Source organism: Rhodanobacter sp. C05 (assembly GCF_002001165.1).
Lineage (GTDB): Bacteria > Pseudomonadota > Gammaproteobacteria > Xanthomonadales > Rhodanobacteraceae > Rhodanobacter.
On the sequence record NZ_MUNQ01000005.1, the window covers coordinates 200,413 to 221,143 of the forward strand.

16 protein-coding genes are annotated in these 20,731 nt (G+C 63.4%); 10 read left to right on the plus strand and 6 right to left on the minus strand.

Translation table 11 applies throughout. The features are described 5' to 3' along the window. Positions 1-138: 138 nt before the first annotated feature. From B0E51_RS00890 to B0E51_RS00920, 7 genes are all read left to right on the plus strand, one after another. On the plus strand, positions 139-1,713 hold the full coding sequence (locus tag B0E51_RS00890; RefSeq protein WP_077442944.1) for a peptidase S10: 1,575 nt from the start codon (positions 139-141) through the stop codon (positions 1,711-1,713). Positions 1,714-1,728: 15 nt separating this feature from the next. After that, positions 1,729-3,288 (plus strand): peptidase S10, encoded by a 1,560-nt coding sequence (locus B0E51_RS00895; RefSeq protein ID WP_077442945.1) that lies wholly within the window; start codon positions 1,729-1,731, stop codon positions 3,286-3,288. A 31-nt stretch (positions 3,289-3,319) separates the two neighbouring features. After that, the gene (gene acpA / locus B0E51_RS00900; protein ID WP_077442946.1) at positions 3,320-5,014 is read left to right on the plus strand and encodes an acid phosphatase; all 1,695 of its coding nucleotides are present in this window, start codon (positions 3,320-3,322) and stop codon (positions 5,012-5,014) included. A 44-nt stretch (positions 5,015-5,058) separates the two neighbouring features. Then, on the plus strand, positions 5,059-6,009 hold the full coding sequence (gene pip, locus B0E51_RS00905) for a prolyl aminopeptidase (RefSeq protein WP_077442947.1): 951 nt from the start codon (positions 5,059-5,061) through the stop codon (positions 6,007-6,009). Positions 6,010-6,158: 149 nt separating this feature from the next. After that, positions 6,159-8,012 carry a M1 family metallopeptidase gene (locus B0E51_RS00910; protein ID WP_077442948.1) on the plus strand — a complete coding sequence of 618 codons (1,854 nt, stop codon included), beginning with the start codon at positions 6,159-6,161 and terminating at the stop codon, positions 8,010-8,012. 110 nt (positions 8,013-8,122) lie between these two features. After that, positions 8,123-9,067, plus strand: coding sequence for an alpha/beta hydrolase (locus B0E51_RS00915; RefSeq protein ID WP_077442949.1), 945 nt, complete (start codon positions 8,123-8,125; stop codon positions 9,065-9,067). Between the two features lie 152 nt (positions 9,068-9,219). After that, the gene (locus tag B0E51_RS00920) at positions 9,220-9,804 is read left to right on the plus strand and encodes a sterol desaturase family protein (protein ID WP_077443268.1); all 585 of its coding nucleotides are present in this window, start codon (positions 9,220-9,222) and stop codon (positions 9,802-9,804) included. 9 nt (positions 9,805-9,813) lie between these two features. Here B0E51_RS00920 and B0E51_RS00925 read toward each other — a convergent pair whose 3' ends face one another. The 5 genes from B0E51_RS00925 to ttcA all read right to left on the minus strand — a co-directional run bounded on the left by B0E51_RS00925 (position 9,814) and on the right by ttcA (position 14,555). Further along, positions 9,814-10,392: an isoprenylcysteine carboxylmethyltransferase family protein gene (locus tag B0E51_RS00925; protein WP_077442950.1), complete on the minus strand. Its 579-nt coding sequence runs from the start codon at positions 10,390-10,392 to the stop codon at positions 9,814-9,816. An 88-nt stretch (positions 10,393-10,480) separates the two neighbouring features. After that, on the minus strand, positions 10,481-11,251 hold the full coding sequence (locus tag B0E51_RS00930; RefSeq protein ID WP_077442951.1) for a YgjP-like metallopeptidase domain-containing protein: 771 nt from the start codon (positions 11,249-11,251) through the stop codon (positions 10,481-10,483). 119 nt (positions 11,252-11,370) lie between these two features. Then, positions 11,371-12,288, minus strand: a complete 918-nt coding sequence (locus B0E51_RS00935; protein WP_077442952.1) for a recombination-associated protein RdgC — start codon at positions 12,286-12,288, stop codon at positions 11,371-11,373. 161 nt (positions 12,289-12,449) lie between these two features. Further along, positions 12,450-13,652 (minus strand): amino acid aminotransferase, encoded by a 1,203-nt coding sequence (locus B0E51_RS00940; protein ID WP_077442953.1) that lies wholly within the window; start codon positions 13,650-13,652, stop codon positions 12,450-12,452. Between the two features lie 42 nt (positions 13,653-13,694). Next, the gene (ttcA, locus tag B0E51_RS00945; protein WP_077442954.1) at positions 13,695-14,555 is read right to left on the minus strand and encodes a tRNA 2-thiocytidine(32) synthetase TtcA; all 861 of its coding nucleotides are present in this window, start codon (positions 14,553-14,555) and stop codon (positions 13,695-13,697) included. Between the two features lie 110 nt (positions 14,556-14,665). Here ttcA and B0E51_RS00950 point away from each other — a divergent pair, with 110 nt between their 5' ends. Together B0E51_RS00950 and B0E51_RS00955 are read left to right on the plus strand one after the other, a co-directional pair. Next, entirely contained in the window at positions 14,666-14,872 is a 207-nt protein-coding gene (locus B0E51_RS00950; protein WP_077440623.1) for a DUF465 domain-containing protein, read from the plus strand. Between the two features lie 30 nt (positions 14,873-14,902). Beyond that, complete coding sequence (locus B0E51_RS00955; protein ID WP_077442955.1) at positions 14,903-15,538, plus strand: GNAT family protein; 636 nt, start codon at positions 14,903-14,905, stop codon at positions 15,536-15,538. Here B0E51_RS00955 and pssA read toward each other — a convergent pair. Continuing rightward, entirely contained in the window at positions 15,522-16,922 is a 1,401-nt protein-coding gene (gene pssA / locus B0E51_RS00960; RefSeq protein WP_077443269.1) for a CDP-diacylglycerol--serine O-phosphatidyltransferase, read from the minus strand. The genes B0E51_RS00955 and pssA overlap by 17 nt on opposite strands. 406 nt (positions 16,923-17,328) lie before the next feature. Between pssA and B0E51_RS00965 the strand changes: the two genes are divergently transcribed. Further along, positions 17,329-20,724, plus strand: coding sequence for a patatin-like phospholipase family protein (locus tag B0E51_RS00965; protein WP_217333047.1), 3,396 nt, complete (start codon positions 17,329-17,331; stop codon positions 20,722-20,724). Positions 20,725-20,731 lie beyond the last annotated feature (7 nt).

The following is a 20,731-nucleotide window of genomic DNA, read 5'->3' on the forward strand; positions in this document are numbered from 1 at the left end:
CCTGCCTGATGCCGACGCCGGCATACGACATACGCTCGTGTATTTAGACGTCCAACTATCCCCTAGTACTTTTGTCACGGTCGCAGAGGTGAACAGGCACGCATACTCCATGACTGGTTCGATGTGATCGGAGTCCCCATGCGCCACCTGATTTCCCTGCTGCTGGTCAGCGCGTTCGTGTTTGCACCGCTGACGGCCGGCCATGCCGACGAAGCTCCCGCGGCAACCAAGGCCGGCACCGGCAAGCATGCCGAAGCCAATGATGCCAACAAGGCCACGGCAACCGAAAGCGCCACCCGCACCCAGCACAACGTCAGCATCGGCGGCCACAGCATCAAGTACACCGCCACCGCCGGCACGCTGATCATCCGCGACGACAAGAACGAGCCGCAGGCCAGCGTGTTCTACGTGGCTTATACGGTCGACACCGGCAAGCCGGAAAAGCGGCCGGTGACCTTCCTGTACAACGGCGGTCCGGGTTCTTCCAGCATGTGGCTGCATATGGGTTCGTTCGCACCGATGCGGATCGAGACGGCCAGTCCCGAGGCCACTGCTCCACCGCCGTACCACCTGGTGCCGAACAACGACAGCCTGCTCGACAAGACCGACCTGGTCTTCGTCGATGCAGTCGGCACCGGCTACTCGCGCCCTCTGGGCAAGGCTACGGGCAAGGATTTCTGGGGTGTGGATCAGGACATCTCGGCGTTCACCCGCGCGATCCAGCGCTATGTCAGCCTCAACAAGCGCTGGAACTCGCCAAAGTTCCTCTATGGCGAAAGCTACGGCACCACCCGCTCCGCCGCGCTGGTCGATGCACTGCAGGACAAGGGCATGGCGTTCAACGGCGTGATCCTGATGTCGTCCATCCTCAACTACGGCATCCGCATCCCGGGTTACGACGAAAGCTACGTCGGCTACCTGCCGAGCTATGCGGCCGCCGCCTGGTACCACGACAAAACGCCTTACAAGAGCGGTCCAAACAAGCCGGCCGATCTGAAGGCTTTCCTCGACCAGGTCCGCGACTGGGCGCAGGGCCCGTATGCCGCTGCGCTGGCACAGGGACAGAATCTCCCCGACGCCGAGCTCGATGCCGTAGCGCAGCAGCTTGCTGCCTATACCGGCCTGTCGGTGCAGTACGTCAAGGAAGCCAACCTGCGCATCGACCTCGGCCGTTTCCGCAAGGAACTGTTGCGCGACCAGCGCCTTACCCTGGGTCGCTATGACAGCCGCTTCACCGGCACCGACCCCGACGCCGCGGGCGAGACCCCGGACTACGACGCCTCCGACACCGGCATCAGCGGCGCATTCGTCAGCGCGTTCCATGATTACATCGACAAGCAGCTCAACTACCACACCGACCTGGACTACCGGCCCACCTTTGGCGAGATCAGCAAGGACTGGGACTGGAAGCACAAAGCGGCCGGCGTGAATCGACCGTTGCCGCTGGCCTATGTGGCTGGCGATCTCGCCCACGCGATGCGCACCAACCCCAACCTCAAGGTGCTCTCGGTCAACGGCTACTACGACTTCGCCACGCCGTTCTTCATCACCGAATACGACCTCGCGCACATGAACCTCGATCCGTCGCTGCGCGGCAACCTGCAGTTCCTGTATTACCCCTCGGGGCACATGATCTATCTCAACACCGACGCGCTGAAACAGCTCAAGACCGACCTCGCGCCCTTCTACGACCATGCCGCTCCGCAGCGCTGATACGGAATCGCAATCATGCCCAAATCCCCATTCGCCCCGCTCGCCCTCGCCCTGCTGCTCCTCGGCAGTCCCGTCCATGCCGACGACACGACGCCGAAGGATGCAGCCAAGACGGCACAGACCGACAAGGACAGCAAGAAGGAGGAACTGCCAATCCCGCCCGAGCACAGCGTGGTCAGCAAGCACAGCGTGCGCATCGGCAATCGCACGATCAGCTACAAGGCCACCGCCGGTACTCTGCTGATCAAGGACGACAAGGACAAGCCGACCGTAAGCGTGTTCTATGTCGCCTACACCGTCGACGACGGCAAGCCAGGCAAACGGCCGGTGACCTTCATGTACAACGGCGGTCCCGGCTCGTCGAGCATGTGGCTGCACATGGGCTCGTTCGGCCCGGTGCGCGTGGCCAACCACGGCGACCAGCCGATCCCGCCACCGCCGTACCAGATGGTGCCGAATGACGACAGCCTGCTCGACAAGACCGACCTGGTCTTCATCGACGCACCCGGCACCGGCTACTCGCAACTGGTCGGTGCCGCCGAAGGCAAGAACTTCTACGGCGTGGACCAGGATGCCGATGCGTTCGCGAAATTCATCACCCGCTACATCGGCGACAACCATCGCTGGAACTCACCGAAATTCCTGTTCGGCGAAAGCTACGGAACCACCCGCTCGGCGGTGCTGGTGAAGCTGCTGCAGGAGCAGGGCATGGAGTTCAACGGCGTCGTGCTGATGTCCTCGATCCTCGACTTCAACGTATGGGCCAGCACCGGCATCGACCACGCCTTCATCGTCAACCTGCCGACCGAGGCGGCGATCGCCTGGTACCACAACAAGGTTCCCAACAAGCCGGCCGACATCGCCAGTTTCCTCGCCGGCGTGCGCCATTTTGCCGACACCGACTACACGCTGGCCCTGGCCAAGGGCGATGCGCTCGACCCTGCCGAAGCCGACCGCATCGCCAACCAGTTGAGCCAGTACATCGGCCTGTCGCCGACCTATATCAAGCAGGCGAACCTGCGCATCGGCCCCAGCCGTTTCCGCAAGGAACTGCTGCGCGACCAGCGCCGTACGGTCGGCCGTCTGGACGGCCGTTTCGAAGGCATCGACCCGGATGCCGCCGGCGAAACACCCGACGGCGATGCCGCCAGCGACGCCGCCACCGGTGCCTATCTCGCCGCGTTCAACCAGTATGCCGAGAGCGAACTGAAATACACCGGTGACCACGCCTATCTGCCAAACAACTACGGCGTGATCAATACCGGTTGGGACTGGAAGCGCAAGGGTGGCCACGGCTTCACCCAGGCTCCATACGTCGGCACCGACCTGGCTGACGCGATGCGCCGCAATCCGCACCTGAAAGTGTTCTCGGCCAATGGTTACTACGACCTCGCCACACCGTTCTACGCCACCGAGTTCGACCTCGGCCATCTCGGCCTCGACCCGGCGATCCGCAAGAACATCGAGTTCGGCTTCTACCCGTCCGGGCACATGATCTATTTCGACGTGGATGCGCTGAAGCAGGTCAAGGCGGACCTGTCGCGCTTCTATGACGAGACGGTGCCACAGTCCTAGAATCGGACGCTGATACCTGCCGACCGATCCGATGACCCGCAAGCCCACTGACCAGCCGCCGATGGCGGCTGACGACGCGCCACACAATCCCGAGCGCAGACGTCTGCTCGGCGGCATCGCACTGGCCGGTGCGGCGTTGACCCTGGGCAGCTGCCGTCCAACCGGCGGCAGCCGGCTAACGACGACTGATACGAGTTCGGACACTCTCGACGCGCTGCTGCGCCAGCACATCCAGCAGGTTGTTGTGCTGTATGCGGAGAACCGCAGCTTCAACAACCTGTTCGCGCACTTCCCCGGACTGGCCCAGCCGCTGAAGAATCTCGACTCGCCCGAATACCGCCAGCGTGACCGTGACGGCAGCCTGTTCGACACCTTGCCGCCGATCTGGGGCGGGCTGGCGCCACATGCACAGATCGTCGATGGTCGTCACTACCAGATCGACGAACACGCGATCAGCGGCCTGCCGAACCGGCCGTTTGCCCTGCACACGCCAGAGGGTGCTCCGCTGCCGCAAGGCGTGGTCACGCGCGACCTGGTACACCGTTTCTACGAGAACCAGTTGCAGATCAATGGCGGCAGGAACGATGGTTTCGTCGCCTGGGGCAATACCGGCGCGATGGTGATGGGCCATTACGCCGACAACGCGACCAACCTGCAGTTGTGGCAGCTCGCGCAGCAGTACACCTTGTGCGACAACTTCTTCATGGGCGCGTTTGGTGGTTCGTTTCTCAACCATCAGTATCTGGTCGCCGCGCAGCCGCCGTTCTATCCGGACGCGAATCAGCGGCCTGGCAGATTCCAGCTGGCCCAGGTCGAAGGCGACGGCCCCACCGGCACCCGGCCAAAACTCGCCGACGACTCACCGGCCAGTGCGATGCAGGGCCGCGCCAAGTTCGCCGCGCCCGACGCGCTGACGCCCGACTTCTGGGCGGTGAACACGATCGGCCCGGCGTACGCACCAGCTTTCAGCCACGATGCGCACAACCCGCAACTGGCCGATGCGGACAGCCCGACCACACTGCCACCGCAGCTGCATCAGACCATCGGCGATGCGCTGTCGAATGCCGGGGTCGACTGGGCCTGGTATGCCGGTGGCTGGCAACTCGCGCTGGATGGACATGGCGACGGCGACCATCATGTGTTTCCGGAAACCCCGAATTTCCAGATCCATCACCAGCCGTTCAACTACTTCAAGAATTTCGCACCCGGCACGCCGGCACGACAACAGCACCTTCGCGATGCCGGCATCGGCGAGAGTGCCGACAGCAATCATTTCATCGCCGCGATCGAGGCCGGCACGCTGCCACCGGTGTCGTTCTACAAGCCGCAGGGCGACCTCAATATGCATGCCGGCTATTCCAGCGTGGAAGCCGGCGACCGCCATCTCGCGCGCATCGTCCAGGCGTTGCAGAAAAGCCCGCAGTGGCCGCACATGCTGGTGGTGATCACCGTGGACGAAAACGGTGGCTGGTGGGACCACGTAGCACCGCCCAAGGGCGATCGCTGGGGGCCCGGTTCGCGCATCCCGGCACTGGTCGTGTCGCCGTACGCAAAGAAGGGCTTCGTCGATCACACGATCTATGACACCTGCTCGATCCTGCGTTTCATCACCCGCCGCTTCGGCCTGAAAAAGCTGCCCGGCCTGCAAATGCGTGACGATGCGATGATTGCCGCTGGCGGACCGCCGCCCGGCGATCTCACTGCGGCACTGCAATTCGATTCATAGCTTCCTGCCCTGCGTGCGTGGGCAGGAAATATCCGGGACTCTCCATGCGCGAGCTGTACCCCGAGATCGAGCCGTATCGCACCCATCGCCTCGCGGTCGATGCGACCCACACGCTGTACGTGGAGGAGTGCGGCAATCCCACCGGCCTGCCGGTGGTGTTTTTGCACGGCGGCCCCGGCGCGGGACTGGCGAGTTACCACCGTCGCTTCTTCGATCCGGCACGCTATCGCATCGTGCTGTTCGACCAGCGTGGCGCCGGACGCTCCAGGCCATTCGCCAACCTCACCGACAACACCACCTGGCACCTGGTCGCCGACATCGAAGCGATCCGCGAACAGCTTGTCATCGAGCGCTGGGTGGTATTCGGCGGTTCGTGGGGTTCCACCCTGGCGCTGGCCTACGCGCAGATGCATTCCGAGCGCGTGCTCGGTCTGGTGCTGCGCGGTATCTTCCTGTGCCGGCCCGAAGAGATCCGCTGGTTCTACGAGGAAGGCGGCGCGTCATGGATCCTGCCGGAGAAGTGGCAGCGCTACGCCGCCGCGATTCCTCCCGGCGAACGCGGTGAGATGATGGAAGCCTACTGGCGCCGGCTCAGTTCGACCGACGAGGTGGTGCAACTCGCCGCCGCGCAAGCATGGGGCGCCTGGGAGGGCGGCAGCATCACGCTGGAGGAAAGCCCCGGCACCGAAGCCAGCTTCGCCACACCTGACGTCGCACTGAGTCTGGCGCGCATCGAGGCACACTACTTCCGTCACCTCGGCTGGTTCGAACCCGATCAGCTGCTGCGCGACGTGGCAAAGATCCGCCACATTCCCGCCACCATCGTGCATGGCCGCTACGACATCATCTGCCCCGCGAAAAGTGCGTGCGATCTCCATGCTGTGTGGCCGGAAGCGGACTTCCACATCGTGCTGGCCGGGCACGCCGCGTCGGAACCGGCCATTGTCGATCAGTTGGTGCAGGCCACAAACCGATTGGCTGATCGCTATTGCTGACTCGCGGTATGGCTGCCAAGCCAAATGCGGCTGACGCTGGATGATGCATACGCGATGCAGGGACTGCCCCGCTGCGCGTCTTTGTCACGGGCGCCCGATGGGGTGGCGATGGCATACTCCCGGTTTCCGCAATCCCAAGGAGCCGCTGCATGCGCCCGCTTTCCGCTCTCGCCCTCGGCGCGCTGGTGCTGCCACTGGCAACCTACGCTGCCGAACCGCATTCCTACGCGCAGCCCGATCAGGTAGTCGTCACCCATCTCGATCTCGACCTGAAGCTGGACTTCCCGCACAAGCAGCTGGATGGCCAAGCCACGCTGAAGCTGGACTGGAAGAATCCGCAGGCACCATCGCTGGTGCTGGATACACGTGACCTTAAGATCGCGAAAATCGAGGCGCTCGGCGCCGACGGCAAGACCACGCCGCTGAAATATGCGCTGGCACCGCGCGACAAGCAGCTCGGCAGCAAGCTGACCATCGCCACACCGCAGCATCCCGCGCAGGTGCGCATCATCTACACCACGTCGCCCGACGCCTCCGGCCTGCAGTGGCTCACGCCGGCGCAGACAGCGGACAAGAAACTTCCCTTCATGTTTTCGCAGTCCGAATCGATCCACGCGCGCTCGTGGGTGCCGCTGCAGGACTCGCCCGCGATCCGCTTCACCTACGACGCCCACGTCAGTGCGCCGAAGGACATCCGTGTAGTGATGAGCGCGCTCAACGATGCCGAGCATCCGTTGAATGGCGACTACTCGTTTGATCAGCCGCATCCGATCCCGTCCTACCTGCTGGCGATCGGCGCCGGCGACATCGCGGTGAAGGAAACCGGCCCGCGCTCGGCCGTGTATGCCGAGCCCTCGGTGGTCGGCAAGGCGGCGCACGAGTTCGAGGACACCGAGCAGATGATCGCCACGGCCGAGAAGCTGTATGGCCCATATCGCTGGGGACGCTACGACATCCTGGTGCTGCCGCCGTCGTTCCCGTACGGTGGCATGGAAAACCCGGACATGACATTTGCCACGCCGACCGTGCTGGTCGGCGACAAGAGCCTGGTCTCGCTGGTCGCGCACGAACTGGCGCATTCGTGGTCGGGCAACCTGGTCACCGCTGCATCGTGGCGCGACATCTGGCTCAACGAGGGCGTCACCACCTACGTGCAGGGCCGCATCACCGAGGCGCTGTACGGCAAGGGACTGGCCGACGAAGAAGCGCTGCTGTCGGCACGCGCGCTGCAGAAGGAGATCGGCTCGATGCCGACGAACTCGCAGAAGCTCGCCCCGGACCCGCGCGGCATCGATGCCGACGATTCGTTGTCCGATGTTGCCTACGACAAGGGCTCATGGTTCCTGCGCACGCTGGAACAGCGTTTCGGCCGCGCCACCTTCGACAGCTACCTCAAGGGCTACTTCGACCACTTCGCGTTCCAGAGCATCACCACCGAGCAGATGCTCGATTACATGAAGCCGAACCTGATCGAGAAGTATCCCGGCAAGATGAGCTGGGCCGAGGTGCAGGACTGGGTCTACGGCAGCGGCATCCCGAAGGATGCGCCATTGCCTGATTCACCGCATTTCGACACCATCGACCAGGAGCGCAGCGCCTTCCTCGCCGGCCAGATGGCGGCCGACAAGCTCGGCGCCAAAGACTGGAACACGCAGGAATGGATGTACTTCCTCGACCGCCTGCCGGATGTCACTCCGCTGGCCAGGATCCAGCAGATCGACGCCGCCTGGCACCTCACCGGCACCCCGAACGCCGAGATCGGCATGCGCTGGTACAGCCATGCGATCGCCGCTGGCGACAAAGCCGTGTGGCCGGCAGCCGCCGAGCACATGATCCGCATCGGCCGGCTGTATCTGACCGTGCCGCTGTACAAAGCCCTGGTCGGGACACCGGGAGGCCTGGCCTATGCCGAACAGGTCTACGCCAAGGCCAAGGCCGGCTACCACCCGTTGACTCAGCAGGTGGTGGGCGATCTCATCGCCAAGGCGAAGAAAGCGCAGTAATCACAGCTCCTCTCCCTGCATGCAGGGGAGGGAGTATTGCCAATCAGACCCATCAAGAAACCATCATGCCGCCATCAACAAACGTCACTGCCACACCACTCTGGAAGCGCATGCTGCTGCGCCGGCTCAAATTCCTGGTCTGGATCGCCGCAATCCTTGTCATCGTGCTGGGCGGCAGTTACCTGTTCGCGCCGCAGCTGTTGCTGCGCGCGAACAACATGCGCCAAGCGATGGCCGCGCAGCTCGAGAAGCATTCGGTGCAGGCCGGCGATACCCGCTGGGTCTACTACGAAGGCGGTGACGGCCCGACCATCGTGCTGCTGCACGGTTTTGCCGCGAACAAGGAGGTCTGGCTACCGGTCGCCAAACTGCTCACACCGCACTTCCACCTGATCATTCCCGACCTGCCCGGCTGGGGTGAGTCCTCGCGCAATGCAGGTGCCAGCTACAACGTCGATGCCCAGGCCGCGCGGCTGCAGACATTCGTGCAGGCCCTCCAGCTGCAGAGCTTCGTACTGGTCGGCCATTCGCTGGGTGGTGCCGTGGCCGGCGTCTATGCGATCCAGAACCCGGAACATGCGCGGGAGCTGGCGCTGGTCGATGCCTACGGCCTGAAGTACCAGGAAAACGCGTTTACCCACGAGGCCATGGCCGGAAAGAACCCATTCCTGTTTGACGACCGCGCCGGCTTTGCACGCTCCACCGCGTTGGCCTTCGAGAAACCACTCGACCTGCCGGGCCGCATCGTCGATGTGCTGGTCAAGCGCAACCAGCAGGATCGTGCCTTCATCGAAAGCAATTTCAACGAGCTGCGCGACCCGTCGCAATACCTCGCGCTGCAGAACCGGCTGGGCCAGCTCGAGATGCCGGTGCTTGGCCTGTGGTGCCATGACGACAAGATCGTCGATATCTCGGCGCTGGACAGCCTGCGCAGTGGCCTGACCCACGCCAGCTCGATCAGCACCAGCATCCTCATCGGCTGCAACCACATGCCCATGTTGGAAAAGCCCGAGCAAACCGCGCAGATCCTGAGCGGATTCGCGCTTTCCCATTGATCTGGACCCGACCGTCAGACCATACGGTCATATGGGAGTCAGCTTGGCGGAGCACATCATTGTGAATTGCCTATGACAACATGGGAGAATGAGGGCATGGCCTCCAAGGGTGGCGCGCTTTCATGCAAGAAAACGGAATCATGCAGCGACCGATGAAACGAAACCTGCTACGCACAGGCGTGGACGCCATCGTACGGATGTCCTCCACGCGTGCGAACTACTGGGCCGAAGTAGCCTTGGACGTCACCCTGTGCCTGGTACTGCTGGTGGAGGGCTGGCTGCACCGCAGCGGCTCGCTGACTTCGCTGCTGGCGCTCGCACTCGGCCTGCTCGCTTTCAGCTTCATCGAGTACTTCTTCCACCGCTGGATGTTCCACACCCGGATCCCGCTGTTCGAGCAGGGTCATCGCATGCACCACGCGCAGCCGCTGGGCTACGACTCGCTGCCGTTCTTCCTGCCGTCGGCGGTACTGCTGTGCCTGACCGGTCTGCTGGTGCTGGTCATGCCGCTCGGCGTCGCGCTGCTGATGGCCGGTGCGATGACCTTTGGTTACATCGCCTACGGCCTGAGTCACTTCACCATCCACCACGTACGCTTCCAGCAACCATTGCTGCGCCGCTGGGCCGCATCCCACCATGTCCATCACTATCACCCGGACAGCAACTTCGGCGTTACCACGCCGCTGTGGGATGTGTTGCTGGGTACCCGCTACGTGCGGCAGCCCCGGCAAGGCTGAGGCGATCCCTCAGAGGATGCCGGGTATCAGCGCCTTTACCCGTCGCATGTAGTCGGCATAGACCGGGCCGAAGTGTTCGCCCAGCCAAGTTTCCTCCAGCCGCAGCTTGCGCCAGAACGACACGAACATGATGACGAAGCCCAGCACGGCGCGCCATTCGCCGAGCAGCACGACCGTGCCCAGCAACGCGAGCAGGATGCCGGTGTAGATCGGATGGCGCACCCAGCGGTAGGGCCCACGCTCGATCAGTTCGTGATCCTGCTTCAGCTGCACCTCACTGCTCCAGTTGCTGCCGAGGATGTAGCGCGCCCAGCAGGCAAACAGCACGCCGGCCACGATCAGCAGCAGACCCGTCAGCGCCACGGCATAGGTATCAGGCAGGAAACGATCGCCGAGCGGTGTGCCGTCAAGCCAGGTTGATGGCCACATCAGCAGGATCGCCAGGATGATCGGCAACCAGTATTTGAAGAACCGCGGCAGCGCCGGTTCCGCGCGCGTGGACGGCTTCAGCCGACGCGCACTCCACAGCCAGTAGGCCAGGAAGAACAGCCACGCTGCCACCGCCAATGTCGTGAACGAGATATCCATGATCGCCCTTGATGCCCCTGTCGCATGAGGTGCCGGTTCAGTCGCTTTCCCGGTCCTGATACAGCTGCCAGCAGGCAAAACCTTAGCTTCAATCGGCGACGTCGTCGATCAACCGATCGAGTTCTCCCTTGAGCACCGCACCATGCTGGCGCAGCCAGTCGCGTTGCTCGCGCCAGTCCGGAAACAGGTTGCCCACCTGCGCCCAGAACCGCGGCGAATGATTGCGCACCTTGAGATGACAGAGCTCGTGCACCAGCACGTAGCGCAACGCGGCTGGTGGCGCCAGCGCCAGCGCGAGATCGAGATTGATGCGGTCGCGCGTATCCAGGCTGCCCCATAGACTCTTCATCGGGCGAATCTTCAACGCCGTCGGTGCCAGCCCCAGCTGCGGCACATAGCCAGCCAGCCAGCGCGAAACATCGCGACGGATCAGCGCTTCCAGGTGCGAGGCGAGCAGGCCGCGGGCGATCGGCAATGCTCGGGTATGCGGGCGCGGAATCACCAGGGTCAGCCCGGCCGCATGGGGTTCAATCTTCGGATAGGCACCTTCGGCCCAGTCCAGCTCCGCCATCTCGCCACGCAGCGGAAAGCTGCAGGGATAACCCAGACGCAGTGGCGGAAGCGGCTTCACGATCAGATGCAGTTCGTCGAGCTTCTGTTCCAGCCATTCGGCATGACTGCGCAGGAACGCGCTGACCTGGGCCGGATGTGTGCCATACGGATAGGTCACCCGCGCACCCTTCGGGGTGACCGTGAGGCGCAACCGGCGCGCACGCGGATGAGCGGCCTTCAGCACCCGGATGATGCTGCCGCCTACGGTCGCCAGTTCCAGCCAATCGCCTTCCAGATGCTGCGCCATGAGCCTGCCCGTTCGTACCAAGGCCTGTTCGGATATCAGTGGGGGATTCCGCGCCGCCCGCAAGCGGGCGGACGACCAGTATGGCTCCCCGACAGGTCAAACGGGAATGGTTTTTTCGTTCAGCTGTCGGCCGGCCGTGGCAACCCGAACCACTCCTCCAGCTTGCCCAGCAGCCGTTCCAGTTCCAGCGTCAGCAGGGCGAAACTGGCGTCCAGCTCGGCCTGGGCGTCCTGCTGGCTGTCGCCCAGCTCGTCCATCACCACGTCGAGGAATTTCAGCTTGCGGATGATCAGATCCTCGCCCAGCACGAAACTGATCCGCTCATCGAACGTGAGACCGAGTAGAAATACCTGCTTGCCGTTGCGCAGGTGCTCCTTTACCTCTTCGGCGTCCAGATCCTGCCGACGGCAGCGGGCGATCGCGCCGGTGGCAGTGGCCGGGTCGCGGAGCTCGCATTCGTCGCCCAGGGCCAGCCCCGCCGGCAGGTTGCCCGTGGCCAGCCAGTCGGTCATCAGCACACGCGGACCTTCCTCCGGCGCCAGCGGCACCGCCGGGAAGCTGCCCAGCGCCTCGCGGACCTGGGTCAGGGCGTTCTCGGCCGACTTGCGGCTGGAGGTATCCAGCACCAGCCAGCCGTTTTTCGTATCGACATAGGCGGACATCCGCGAGTTGCGCACGAAGGCGCGCGGCAACAGCTCATTCAGCAGATCCTCCTTGATCCGCTTGCGCTCACGGCCGCCGACCTTGCGGCCTTCTTCCTCGGCGATCTTCTGCACCTTGCGATGCAGTTCCTCGTTGATCACCGCAGCCGGCAACAGCTTGTCCTCACCGCCAACGGTGAGCAGGGTGCAATGCTTGACGGTATGCGTGAGCGGTTCGCCTTCGCCGCGGCCGACCGGTGGCACGAAGCCCTTGGTGAACATTTCCAGCGGCCCGCAGGGGCGCAGTCGATGTTCGGCCAGCGCGTCATCGAGGCGCTTCAGATCGATGGCAACGGCGGGAGAAAAACGGAACAGCGTGAGATTGCGAAAGAACATTCAAGATCCGGATGAGGTGCGGCCCGAAGGCAGGTGGTTTCGCCGTCATTCCGGCGAAAGCTGGAGGTGCTTTATAACAGCGAAGCTGGTCATCCAATGCCTCGCGATGGGCAAAGACACTGGATCCCGGCTTTCGCCGGGATGACGGTCATGAGGGGGTGTCAGCGGCTAACGGCAGCGACTGCCGCGGCCACCGTATCGAGGTTGGCACGATTCAACGCCGCCACGCAGATGCGACCGCTGTCGAGCGCGTAGATCGCGTACTCGTCGCGCAGCCGGTGCACCTGCGCCTTGCTCAGGCCCGAATAGGAGAACATGCCGGCCTGTTTGTTGATGAAGCCGAAATCCGGTGCACCCAGCGCGGCGAGCTTGTCGACGAAACCGGCACGCATCGCATGAATGCGCGTGCGCATCTCGCCCAGTTCCTGCTCCCAGCGTGCACGCAGCTCGGCACTGCCGAGCACGCCGGCGACCAGGCTGGCGCCATGCGTGGACGGGCTGGAATAGTTGGCACGAATGGTCTGCTTGATCTTCGACAACAGCCGGGCCGCCTCGTCGCGATCGGCGCCGACCATCGACAGTGCGCCGACGCGCTCGCCGTAGAGCGAGAACGACTTGGAATACGAGTTGGCCACCACGAACGCCTCGATCCCAGACGCCTCCAGCAGGCGCACCGCAGTGGCGTCCTGTTCGATACCTTTGTCAAAGCCCTGATAGGCCATGTCGATGAACGGCAGCAGCCGGCGTTCCTGCAGCAGCGCAATCACTTGCTGCCACTGCGCCGCATCCAGATCGACGCCAGTCGGGTTGTGGCAGCACGCATGCAGCAGCACCACGCTGCCCGGCCCCAGCTTGCCCAGATCCTCCAGCATGCCGGCGAAATCCAGGCCATGGCTGGCCGGATCGTAATAGCGGTACTCAAGCAACTCGAAGCCGGCGGTGCGGAACACCACGTGATGGTTGCCCCAGCTCGGGTTGCTGATCGCGATCTTCGCGCCGGCACCGGCCACCTGCTTCAGCAGATCGGCCGCCACGCGCAATGCCGCGCTGCCGCCGATGGTCTGCGCGGTGGCCACCCGGCCAGCCGCCAGCAGCGGCGATTCGGCACCGAACAGCAACTGCTGGGTGAGCTGGTTGTAAGCCGGCAGGCCGTCGATCGGCAGGTAGCCACGCGGTTTGCCCGCCGCAACCAGCGCCTGCTCCACTTCGTGCACCGTCGGCAGCAGCGGGATGCGGCCCTGCTCGTCGATGTAGATGCCCACACCCAGATTGATCTTGCCCGGACGCGGATCGGCCAGATAGGTCTCGGTCAGGCCCAGAATCGGATCGCCCGGAGCCATTTCAACGGATGCAAAGAAGGACACGGTGATTACTCGACAGGTGGTGTGAAAAGGTAGGCGAGATGTTCAATCTTGCACGGCCGCGGTCTCATCTGCTGCGTCGACCGCCCATGCAGATGTTTCCGCCGGCGCGCCCAGGCTGAAATCGAACAGTGTGCGGTCGGCCAGTTGCGAGGGTGACACATGACCAAGCGCGCGGAAAATGTTCTCGCTGCGACCGGGCTGCAGCTGTTCCCACTCGGCCAGCATGCGCTGCACCGCCTTGCGCTGCAGGTTGTCCTGCGAACCGCACAGGTTGCACGGAATGATCGGAAACCGCTGCTGCGCCGCATATTCGGCGATGTCGCTTTCGCGGCAATACGCCAGCGGCCGGATCACCACATGACGGCCATCGTCCGAACGCAGCTTCGGCGGCATCGCCTTCAGCTGCGCCTGGTAGAACATGTTGAGGAAGAACGTGGCGAGGATATCGTCGCGATGATGGCCCAGGGCAATCTTCGTGATGCCATTCGCGGCGGCCCATGAGTACAGTGCGCCGCGACGCAACCGCGAACACAAGCTGCACATGGTCTTTCCGGCCGGAATCACCCGCATCACCGTGCTGTAGGTGTCCTGCTCGATAATGTGGAACGGCACGCCGCGCGCCGTGAGGTAATCCGGCAGCACCTGCTCGGGGAAGTCCGGCTGCTTCTGATCCAGGTTCACCGCGATCAGCTCGAAGCGCACCGGCGCCTTCGCCCGCAACAGCAGCAGCATCTCCAGCAAGGTGTAGGAATCCTTGCCCCCGGACAGGCACACCATCACCTTGTCGCCATCCTCGATCATGCCGAAGTCGCCAATCGCCTGCCCGACCTGGCGACGCAGGCGCGCGACCAGTCTGTCGGCCTCGGCGGCTGGCGTACGGAAACGGTCGGGGTGGGCAGACATGACGGCCAATCGGATAAAGGAACCTCCATTGTAGCCGGCTGGCCGATCGACTTCCGGAGACGCCAAACGGCGCTAGACTAGGGCGGTTCTCCCTAGCCGTTGCCGCCGCCATGCAGGTTCAGGATCACGCCGAAATCGTCCATCTGCTCGCCGAGCTGAAGATGGAACATCGCGATCTCGATGCAGCCATCGAGCAGTTGGCCTCCGCGATCGGCCGTGACGAGCTGCAGCTGACCCGGCTTAAGAAACGCAAGCTGCTGCTGAAGGATCACATCGCCCGGCTCGAGAGCAAGCTGATCCCCGACCTCGACGCCTGAGCACCGCCTGCCTTTCCCGCCGGACTATCGATGAGCCCCTTGATCCCAACCTGCTTGCAGGACGAACACGTCGTGCTGGAGCCGCTGAGCCTCGATCACGTGGCCGCGCTGGAAGCCGCTGCTGCCGACGGTGAACTGTGGAATCTGTGGTTCACCAGTGCTCCGGCGCCGGGTCAGGCACGCGCCTATGTCGAGAAGGCCCTGCAAGGTCAGGCCGACGGCGTGATGCTGCCATTCGTCGTACGCGAACGCTCCAGCGGCGAAATCGTCGGCACCACCCGCTATTACGATTTCGTGCCTGAGTTGCCGCGCCTGGCGATCGGCTACACCTGGTACGCAAAGCGCTGGCAGAAGAGTCATCTCAACACCGCCTGCAAACGGTTGCTGCTCAGGCACGCGTTCGAGGTGCTGGACTGCGTGGCGGTGGAGTTCCACACCGACCATCGCAATCTCGATTCGCAGCGTGCGATCGAACGCCTCGGCGCGCAGCGTGAAGGCGTGCTGCGCGCCCACAAGCGGCGCCCCGACGGTACGCTACGCGACACCGTCTGCTATTCCATCCTCGCCCGCGAATGGCCGGATGTGGGTCGCTGGCTGGGCTTGAGGCTGGATCGTCTGAGCGGCACGCACACAATTACGACAGCCACAACTACAGCAGGCGATTGACCAGCCGGTCGAGGCTTGTGCGATTCAGCCGCTTCAATTGCTTGCGCACCTCCGCCGGATAATGCCGCGGACTTTCCAGCGCGAGATGGTCGGATAGCCTGGTGGCATGCCGCTTCAACGCCACCCACTCGGCCTGATGTTTTGCCTGCAGCAATCGCGCGGGATCATGCAGCAGCAATCCGTTTTCCAGATCCAGCGCCCATGCACGCGGGTTGAGGTTGTTGCCGGTCAGCATAGCCATGTCGTCGTCGACGAACAGGCCTTTCAGGTGATAGCTGTTGTCGCCGTCATGCCACAGGTGCAGGTTGAGCTGGCCGCTGGCGATCTGCCTGCGATGTGCCCGCGCGAAACGCCGCAGATTGTTTTCATACAGATACGGCAACAGTCCGATCGTCTTGAACGGCTGCCCTGGCGGAATGTAGAAATCGTTGGCAGTCTTGTCGCCGACCATGATGTCGATCGTGCAACCACGTCGCAGCAACTGACCGAGCACGACACGCACCGGCCGCGGCAGATTGAAATACGGCGTCAGCAGGATCACCCGCTCGCGCGTGCTGCGCAGCAGGGCCAGCAGGATGTCGTTGAGTGCGTTGTCACTGCGACCGAAGCCGAGCAGCGGCGTCACCGCCACCTCGGTTGGTCCCGGCATGTCGCGCGGCACCTCGTAGCGTGCCTGCTGCAGCACCTGGCGGAACTCGCGGATCGCTGCCTGCAACGTGCGCGTGGCGGGAACATCCGGCACGTTCAATCGACGCACCGCATCGCTCTTCGCGAAACACCGCTGCACGAAATCCGCCATCGCATCGGCCAGACCGTGATGCCGCAGCAGGTGATAACGGTCGAGCCGGTAGCGGCCCTGCCGCTGCAGATAGACATCATTGAGACTCGCACCGCTGTACAGCACGGCATCGTCGATCACGAAACCCTTCAGGTGCAGCACACCAAACAGCTCGCGGTTCTGCACCGGCACGCCGTAGATGTCGACACCGGGTCCGAGTCGCGCGGCGTACTCGCGGTACATGCCTGCGTTGCCTTCGCTCTTCTGCTTGCCGATCAGCCCGCGCTGTGCGCGATGCCAGTCGACGAACACCGAAACCCGCAGCGCCGGATGCCGCGCCTTTGCCGCATACAACGCATCCAGCACTTCACGCCCACCCTCGTCATCCTGCAGGTACAGCGTGACGATCACGATGCGACGGGTGGCCTGCGCGATTTGCTGCAGCAAAACCTGCCGGAACGCCGCAGGATCGGGCAGCACCCCGATCGCCGTGGCCGGTACCGCGTACGCAGGCAACGTCTCCAGCAACGCCTGTGCCTTCGGCCTGCGCAGCGGTGACAGCATGCGCCGCGCCAGGCGACGTGGGGTGGTCATCAACTTGTTCATGGGAGGCATGGCATCCAGATCGCCGTCCATCATCGCAAACCCTTGCAGATGCGCATAGCTGCAACCCTCCTCCGCTCCATCCCGTGTGGTTGCCCATCGATCGCGGCGATCCTCCTGCGAGAATCCATGCTTCCTGTTCGTTACCAGCGCCATTCAGGCCAGTCGTGGGGTGAGCCGGACCGTCATCACTCGCGCCAGACCGGCACTTGCAGGCTGTTTTCTGCCGGCGCATAACTGCCGCCGGGGATAATCTGCGGCAGCGCATTACCGACGCCAGACGGGAGAACCGATCATGGGTCAGGGAACGGAAGCGCAATCCGCAACGGGCGCACAGCCCGCTGCGGGCGAGGAACTGGCATTCAAACACCGACGGGAAATAGCGGGCATCCCTCCAGGCGCCCCCGGCATGGGTCTGGCCCTCTCCGGCGGCGGCATCCGCAGCGCGACCTTCAGCCTCGGCCTGTTGCGGGCGCTGGCCAGAAACGGTGTGCTGCACCGCTTCGACTATCTGTCGACGGTCTCCGGTGGAGGCTACACAGGTGCAGCGTTTGGACGGCTGTTCAACAAACAGGCGCCACCGGCAGATCCGGTGCCTCCCGCGCCCGCAACGCCACAGCCGAGCGTCGAACAAGGTTTGCGTGACGACACCTCGCTGCTGCTCTGGTGGTTGCGCAGCAACGGGCGCTATCTGACGCCTGCCGGCGCAGGCGATCTGATGCAGGCATGGGCGGCACAACTGCGGGGGTTTCTTGCCACACAGTTCGAAGTGGCCGCACTCATCGTGCTGGCATCGGCCCTGATCGTGCTGCCTCATCTGCTCGGCTATGCATCGCTGAACAACGCGTTGCCACTACCCGTCACCTTCTGGTGGCTGGCCATGCTGCTGCCCGGCTGGCTCGGTGTGTTCATGGGCTTTGCCTACTGGTGGTTGCGGGATCCTGAGGACGTTTCGGCCTCATCGGTCTTGAGCGATCTGGTCATCTGCCTTCTCACGCTCATACCTGGTCTGCGGCTGCTGGCGAAGGGCTGGCATGACGCCGCCTGGAGCCTGCTGTTGATCGCACTCGCCCTCCTGGCGGCACCACTCGCCAGGATATGGACATGGCTACGGGGAAAAGCGCTGCTGGACAATCCTGCCCAGAGCCGGATTCGTTGCACCACCGCGTTGAGCACGACGCTGCTATGCCTGTTCGGCCTGCTGGTCGCGGGTGCCGCCGATCTGCTCAGCTGGTTTCTGGCCGATCAGCTCGCACAGGGCACATTGCACGCGCAGATCATCGGCGGGACCAGCGTGACGGCACTCCTGGTCGCCGTCGGGCGCTTCGCGCTGCCCCTGCTGCAACCACACGGCAAGCCATCACTGGGCCGGCTTCCGCTCATGCTGATCGCGAATATCAGCGGCATGGTGCTGCTGGTATTGCTGACGCTGCTCTGGTTGAGCGCGCTGCAGTATTTCATCTTCTTCGCGCAATTCTGGAGTCTGCCACTGCGCTGGATGATGCTCATCGCCACGAGCCTGCTCTATATCATCCTGACCGGACGCAACCTGCAGCAGATCAATCGCTCGTCGCTGCATCCGTTCTACCGTTCGCGGCTGGCGCGCACCTATGTCTCGGTCGGCAATAGCCCACTCACCGGCGAACCGGGGCACACCCGCTTTCCGGTATCGCCGCTGTCCAGCAAGGCTTCCGGGATGGCGAGCGGGATCGCCAAGCTCAGCGAATTGCTGGAAGGCGACGATGTCGCCCTGCCCGACTATGCCCCACACGAGCATGGCGGCCCCATCCACCTGATCAACTGCTGCATCAACCAGACCATCGACGACCGCACCGATGTCTATAGCGCCGATCGCAAGGGTGTCTACCTGAGTTTGAGTTCATTGGGCATGGAAATCGGCTCCTCGCCGTTCCAGCCGGCCCAGCCTGGTCCAACACACCCGCTGTCCGGAACGACGCTGGCGGAGTGGATCGCCATCTCGGGTGCAGCGGCCGGATCGGGCATGGGCTCGTTGACCCGAACCGGACTGGCGGCGCTGTGTTTCCTCAGTGGTTTTCGCCTCGGCTACTGGTGGCGCAATCCCGTGGGTACAGCTTCGTTCTCATGGTCGTGGCTCGGAAAATCACGTGCTGCCCTGCAAGAAATGCTGGCCCGTTTTCCCGGCGTGCGCAGCCCGGTCTGGTACTTGTCCGACGGCGGCCATTTCGACAACACCGGTGTCTATCCGCTGCTGAAGCGCAAACTCGAGCTGATCGTGCTGGCCGATTGCGGCGCCGATCCGAACTACGTGTTCGCCGACATCGAGAATCTCGTGCGCAAGGCTCGTATCGATCTGGACACCAGGATCGAGTTCATCGATCCGGCCAGCCTCTCCGTTCGCCAGGTACTTCGTAATTGCTTTGGCACACCCGACAGCATCATGCCCGGCCCCGGCTCGCAGCATCTCTTGCTTGCGCGGATCAGCTATCCGGATGGCGCTGCTGGATACCTGCTGGCGGTCAAACCCCGACTGACCTGCGAGCTGCCACTGGACGTGGCCGGTTACGCCGACCGCAACCAGGACTTTCCGCAGCAGAGTACGGCAGACCAGTTTTTCGACGAAGCCCAATGGGAGAGTTACTGCAAGCTGGGCACGGTGCTCGGTGAACCGATCGACGACGCTCTTCTGCACATCCTGCCGGCGCTGGTCAAGAAAGGCATTGTCGTGCAGGCCAATGCCGTCAGCAGTGAGGAGCAGAAGAGCGGCTTCTCGCGACGCCAACGCATTGGCGCAACCATTGGTGCCTCGCTGAGCGCGGGCGCGCTGGTCACCGCGCTGTTTGCCGGCTGGCAGGCTTGGGATGCTCATCTCGGTGAAGTCGAATCCCAGCAGAAGGCGCTTCACCAGGACGTCGCTTCCATCCAGACCGCCATAAACAGCTTGCATACCGAGTTGGCGACCATGGACAGCAGCTCACCCTACAAACCACTGCATGACGAGGTCTATCAACTCATGCGGAATTCCGACGGCCTGCAGATCGAGGAGAACGTGAAGATGGCCTTGATCAGTCTCTCCGCCGAGATCGGCGTGGCCTGCAGCAAGCTCCACGCGAATGATCCGCTTCTGAACGACTGCGCGCAGGACAGCCATGGACTGGCTGCCATAGCGAGCCCTCCGTCTGGCTGGGCAACCTTGACCCATCAGTATCAGGCTTCAGCGACCACGTCTTCGGCATGGCACGACTGGATGCATGGATGGCGCCTGATGGATCAGTCATCACAGATGGCAACCACTGCGTCTCCCGAACGCCCGGACAGCGCAGCTGCTGGCTCAACCTCGCTGACATCATCATCTTCGGCACCTGCTCCGGAATCGGGCATGGTCGGGCAGGCCACCGCCGCCGAGGCTCCCGCCAGTACCGTGCTTGCCGCATGCGGCAGGACCGAAGCACCACCTCCACAACGGTTTGTCCTCTACACGCAGATTTACACCGAGGCACAGCGCAAGAACATCAAGCCCCTGTTGCAGGAGCTCGACGGCATGGGCCTGACGACTGCAGGCATCGAGAACGTCGCGGTTACCGCCACACGTGCTGGCCGCAAACCACCCATCGCATGGGACAGACCGGTGTTTCTCTACAGCAGTTATAGCGAACAGGGACAGGCTTGCGCGCAAGCGATGGCGATCTGGCTTGACGCACAGCCGGGCTTCGGAAAACCGGAGGCTGCGGCCATGCCTATTCCGGTGCGGCTACGTGGCCGATCCGACGTGATCGAATTCTGGATACCACAAGCTTCGGCCATAGCTGAGTCGACACACGAGTAACCGCATG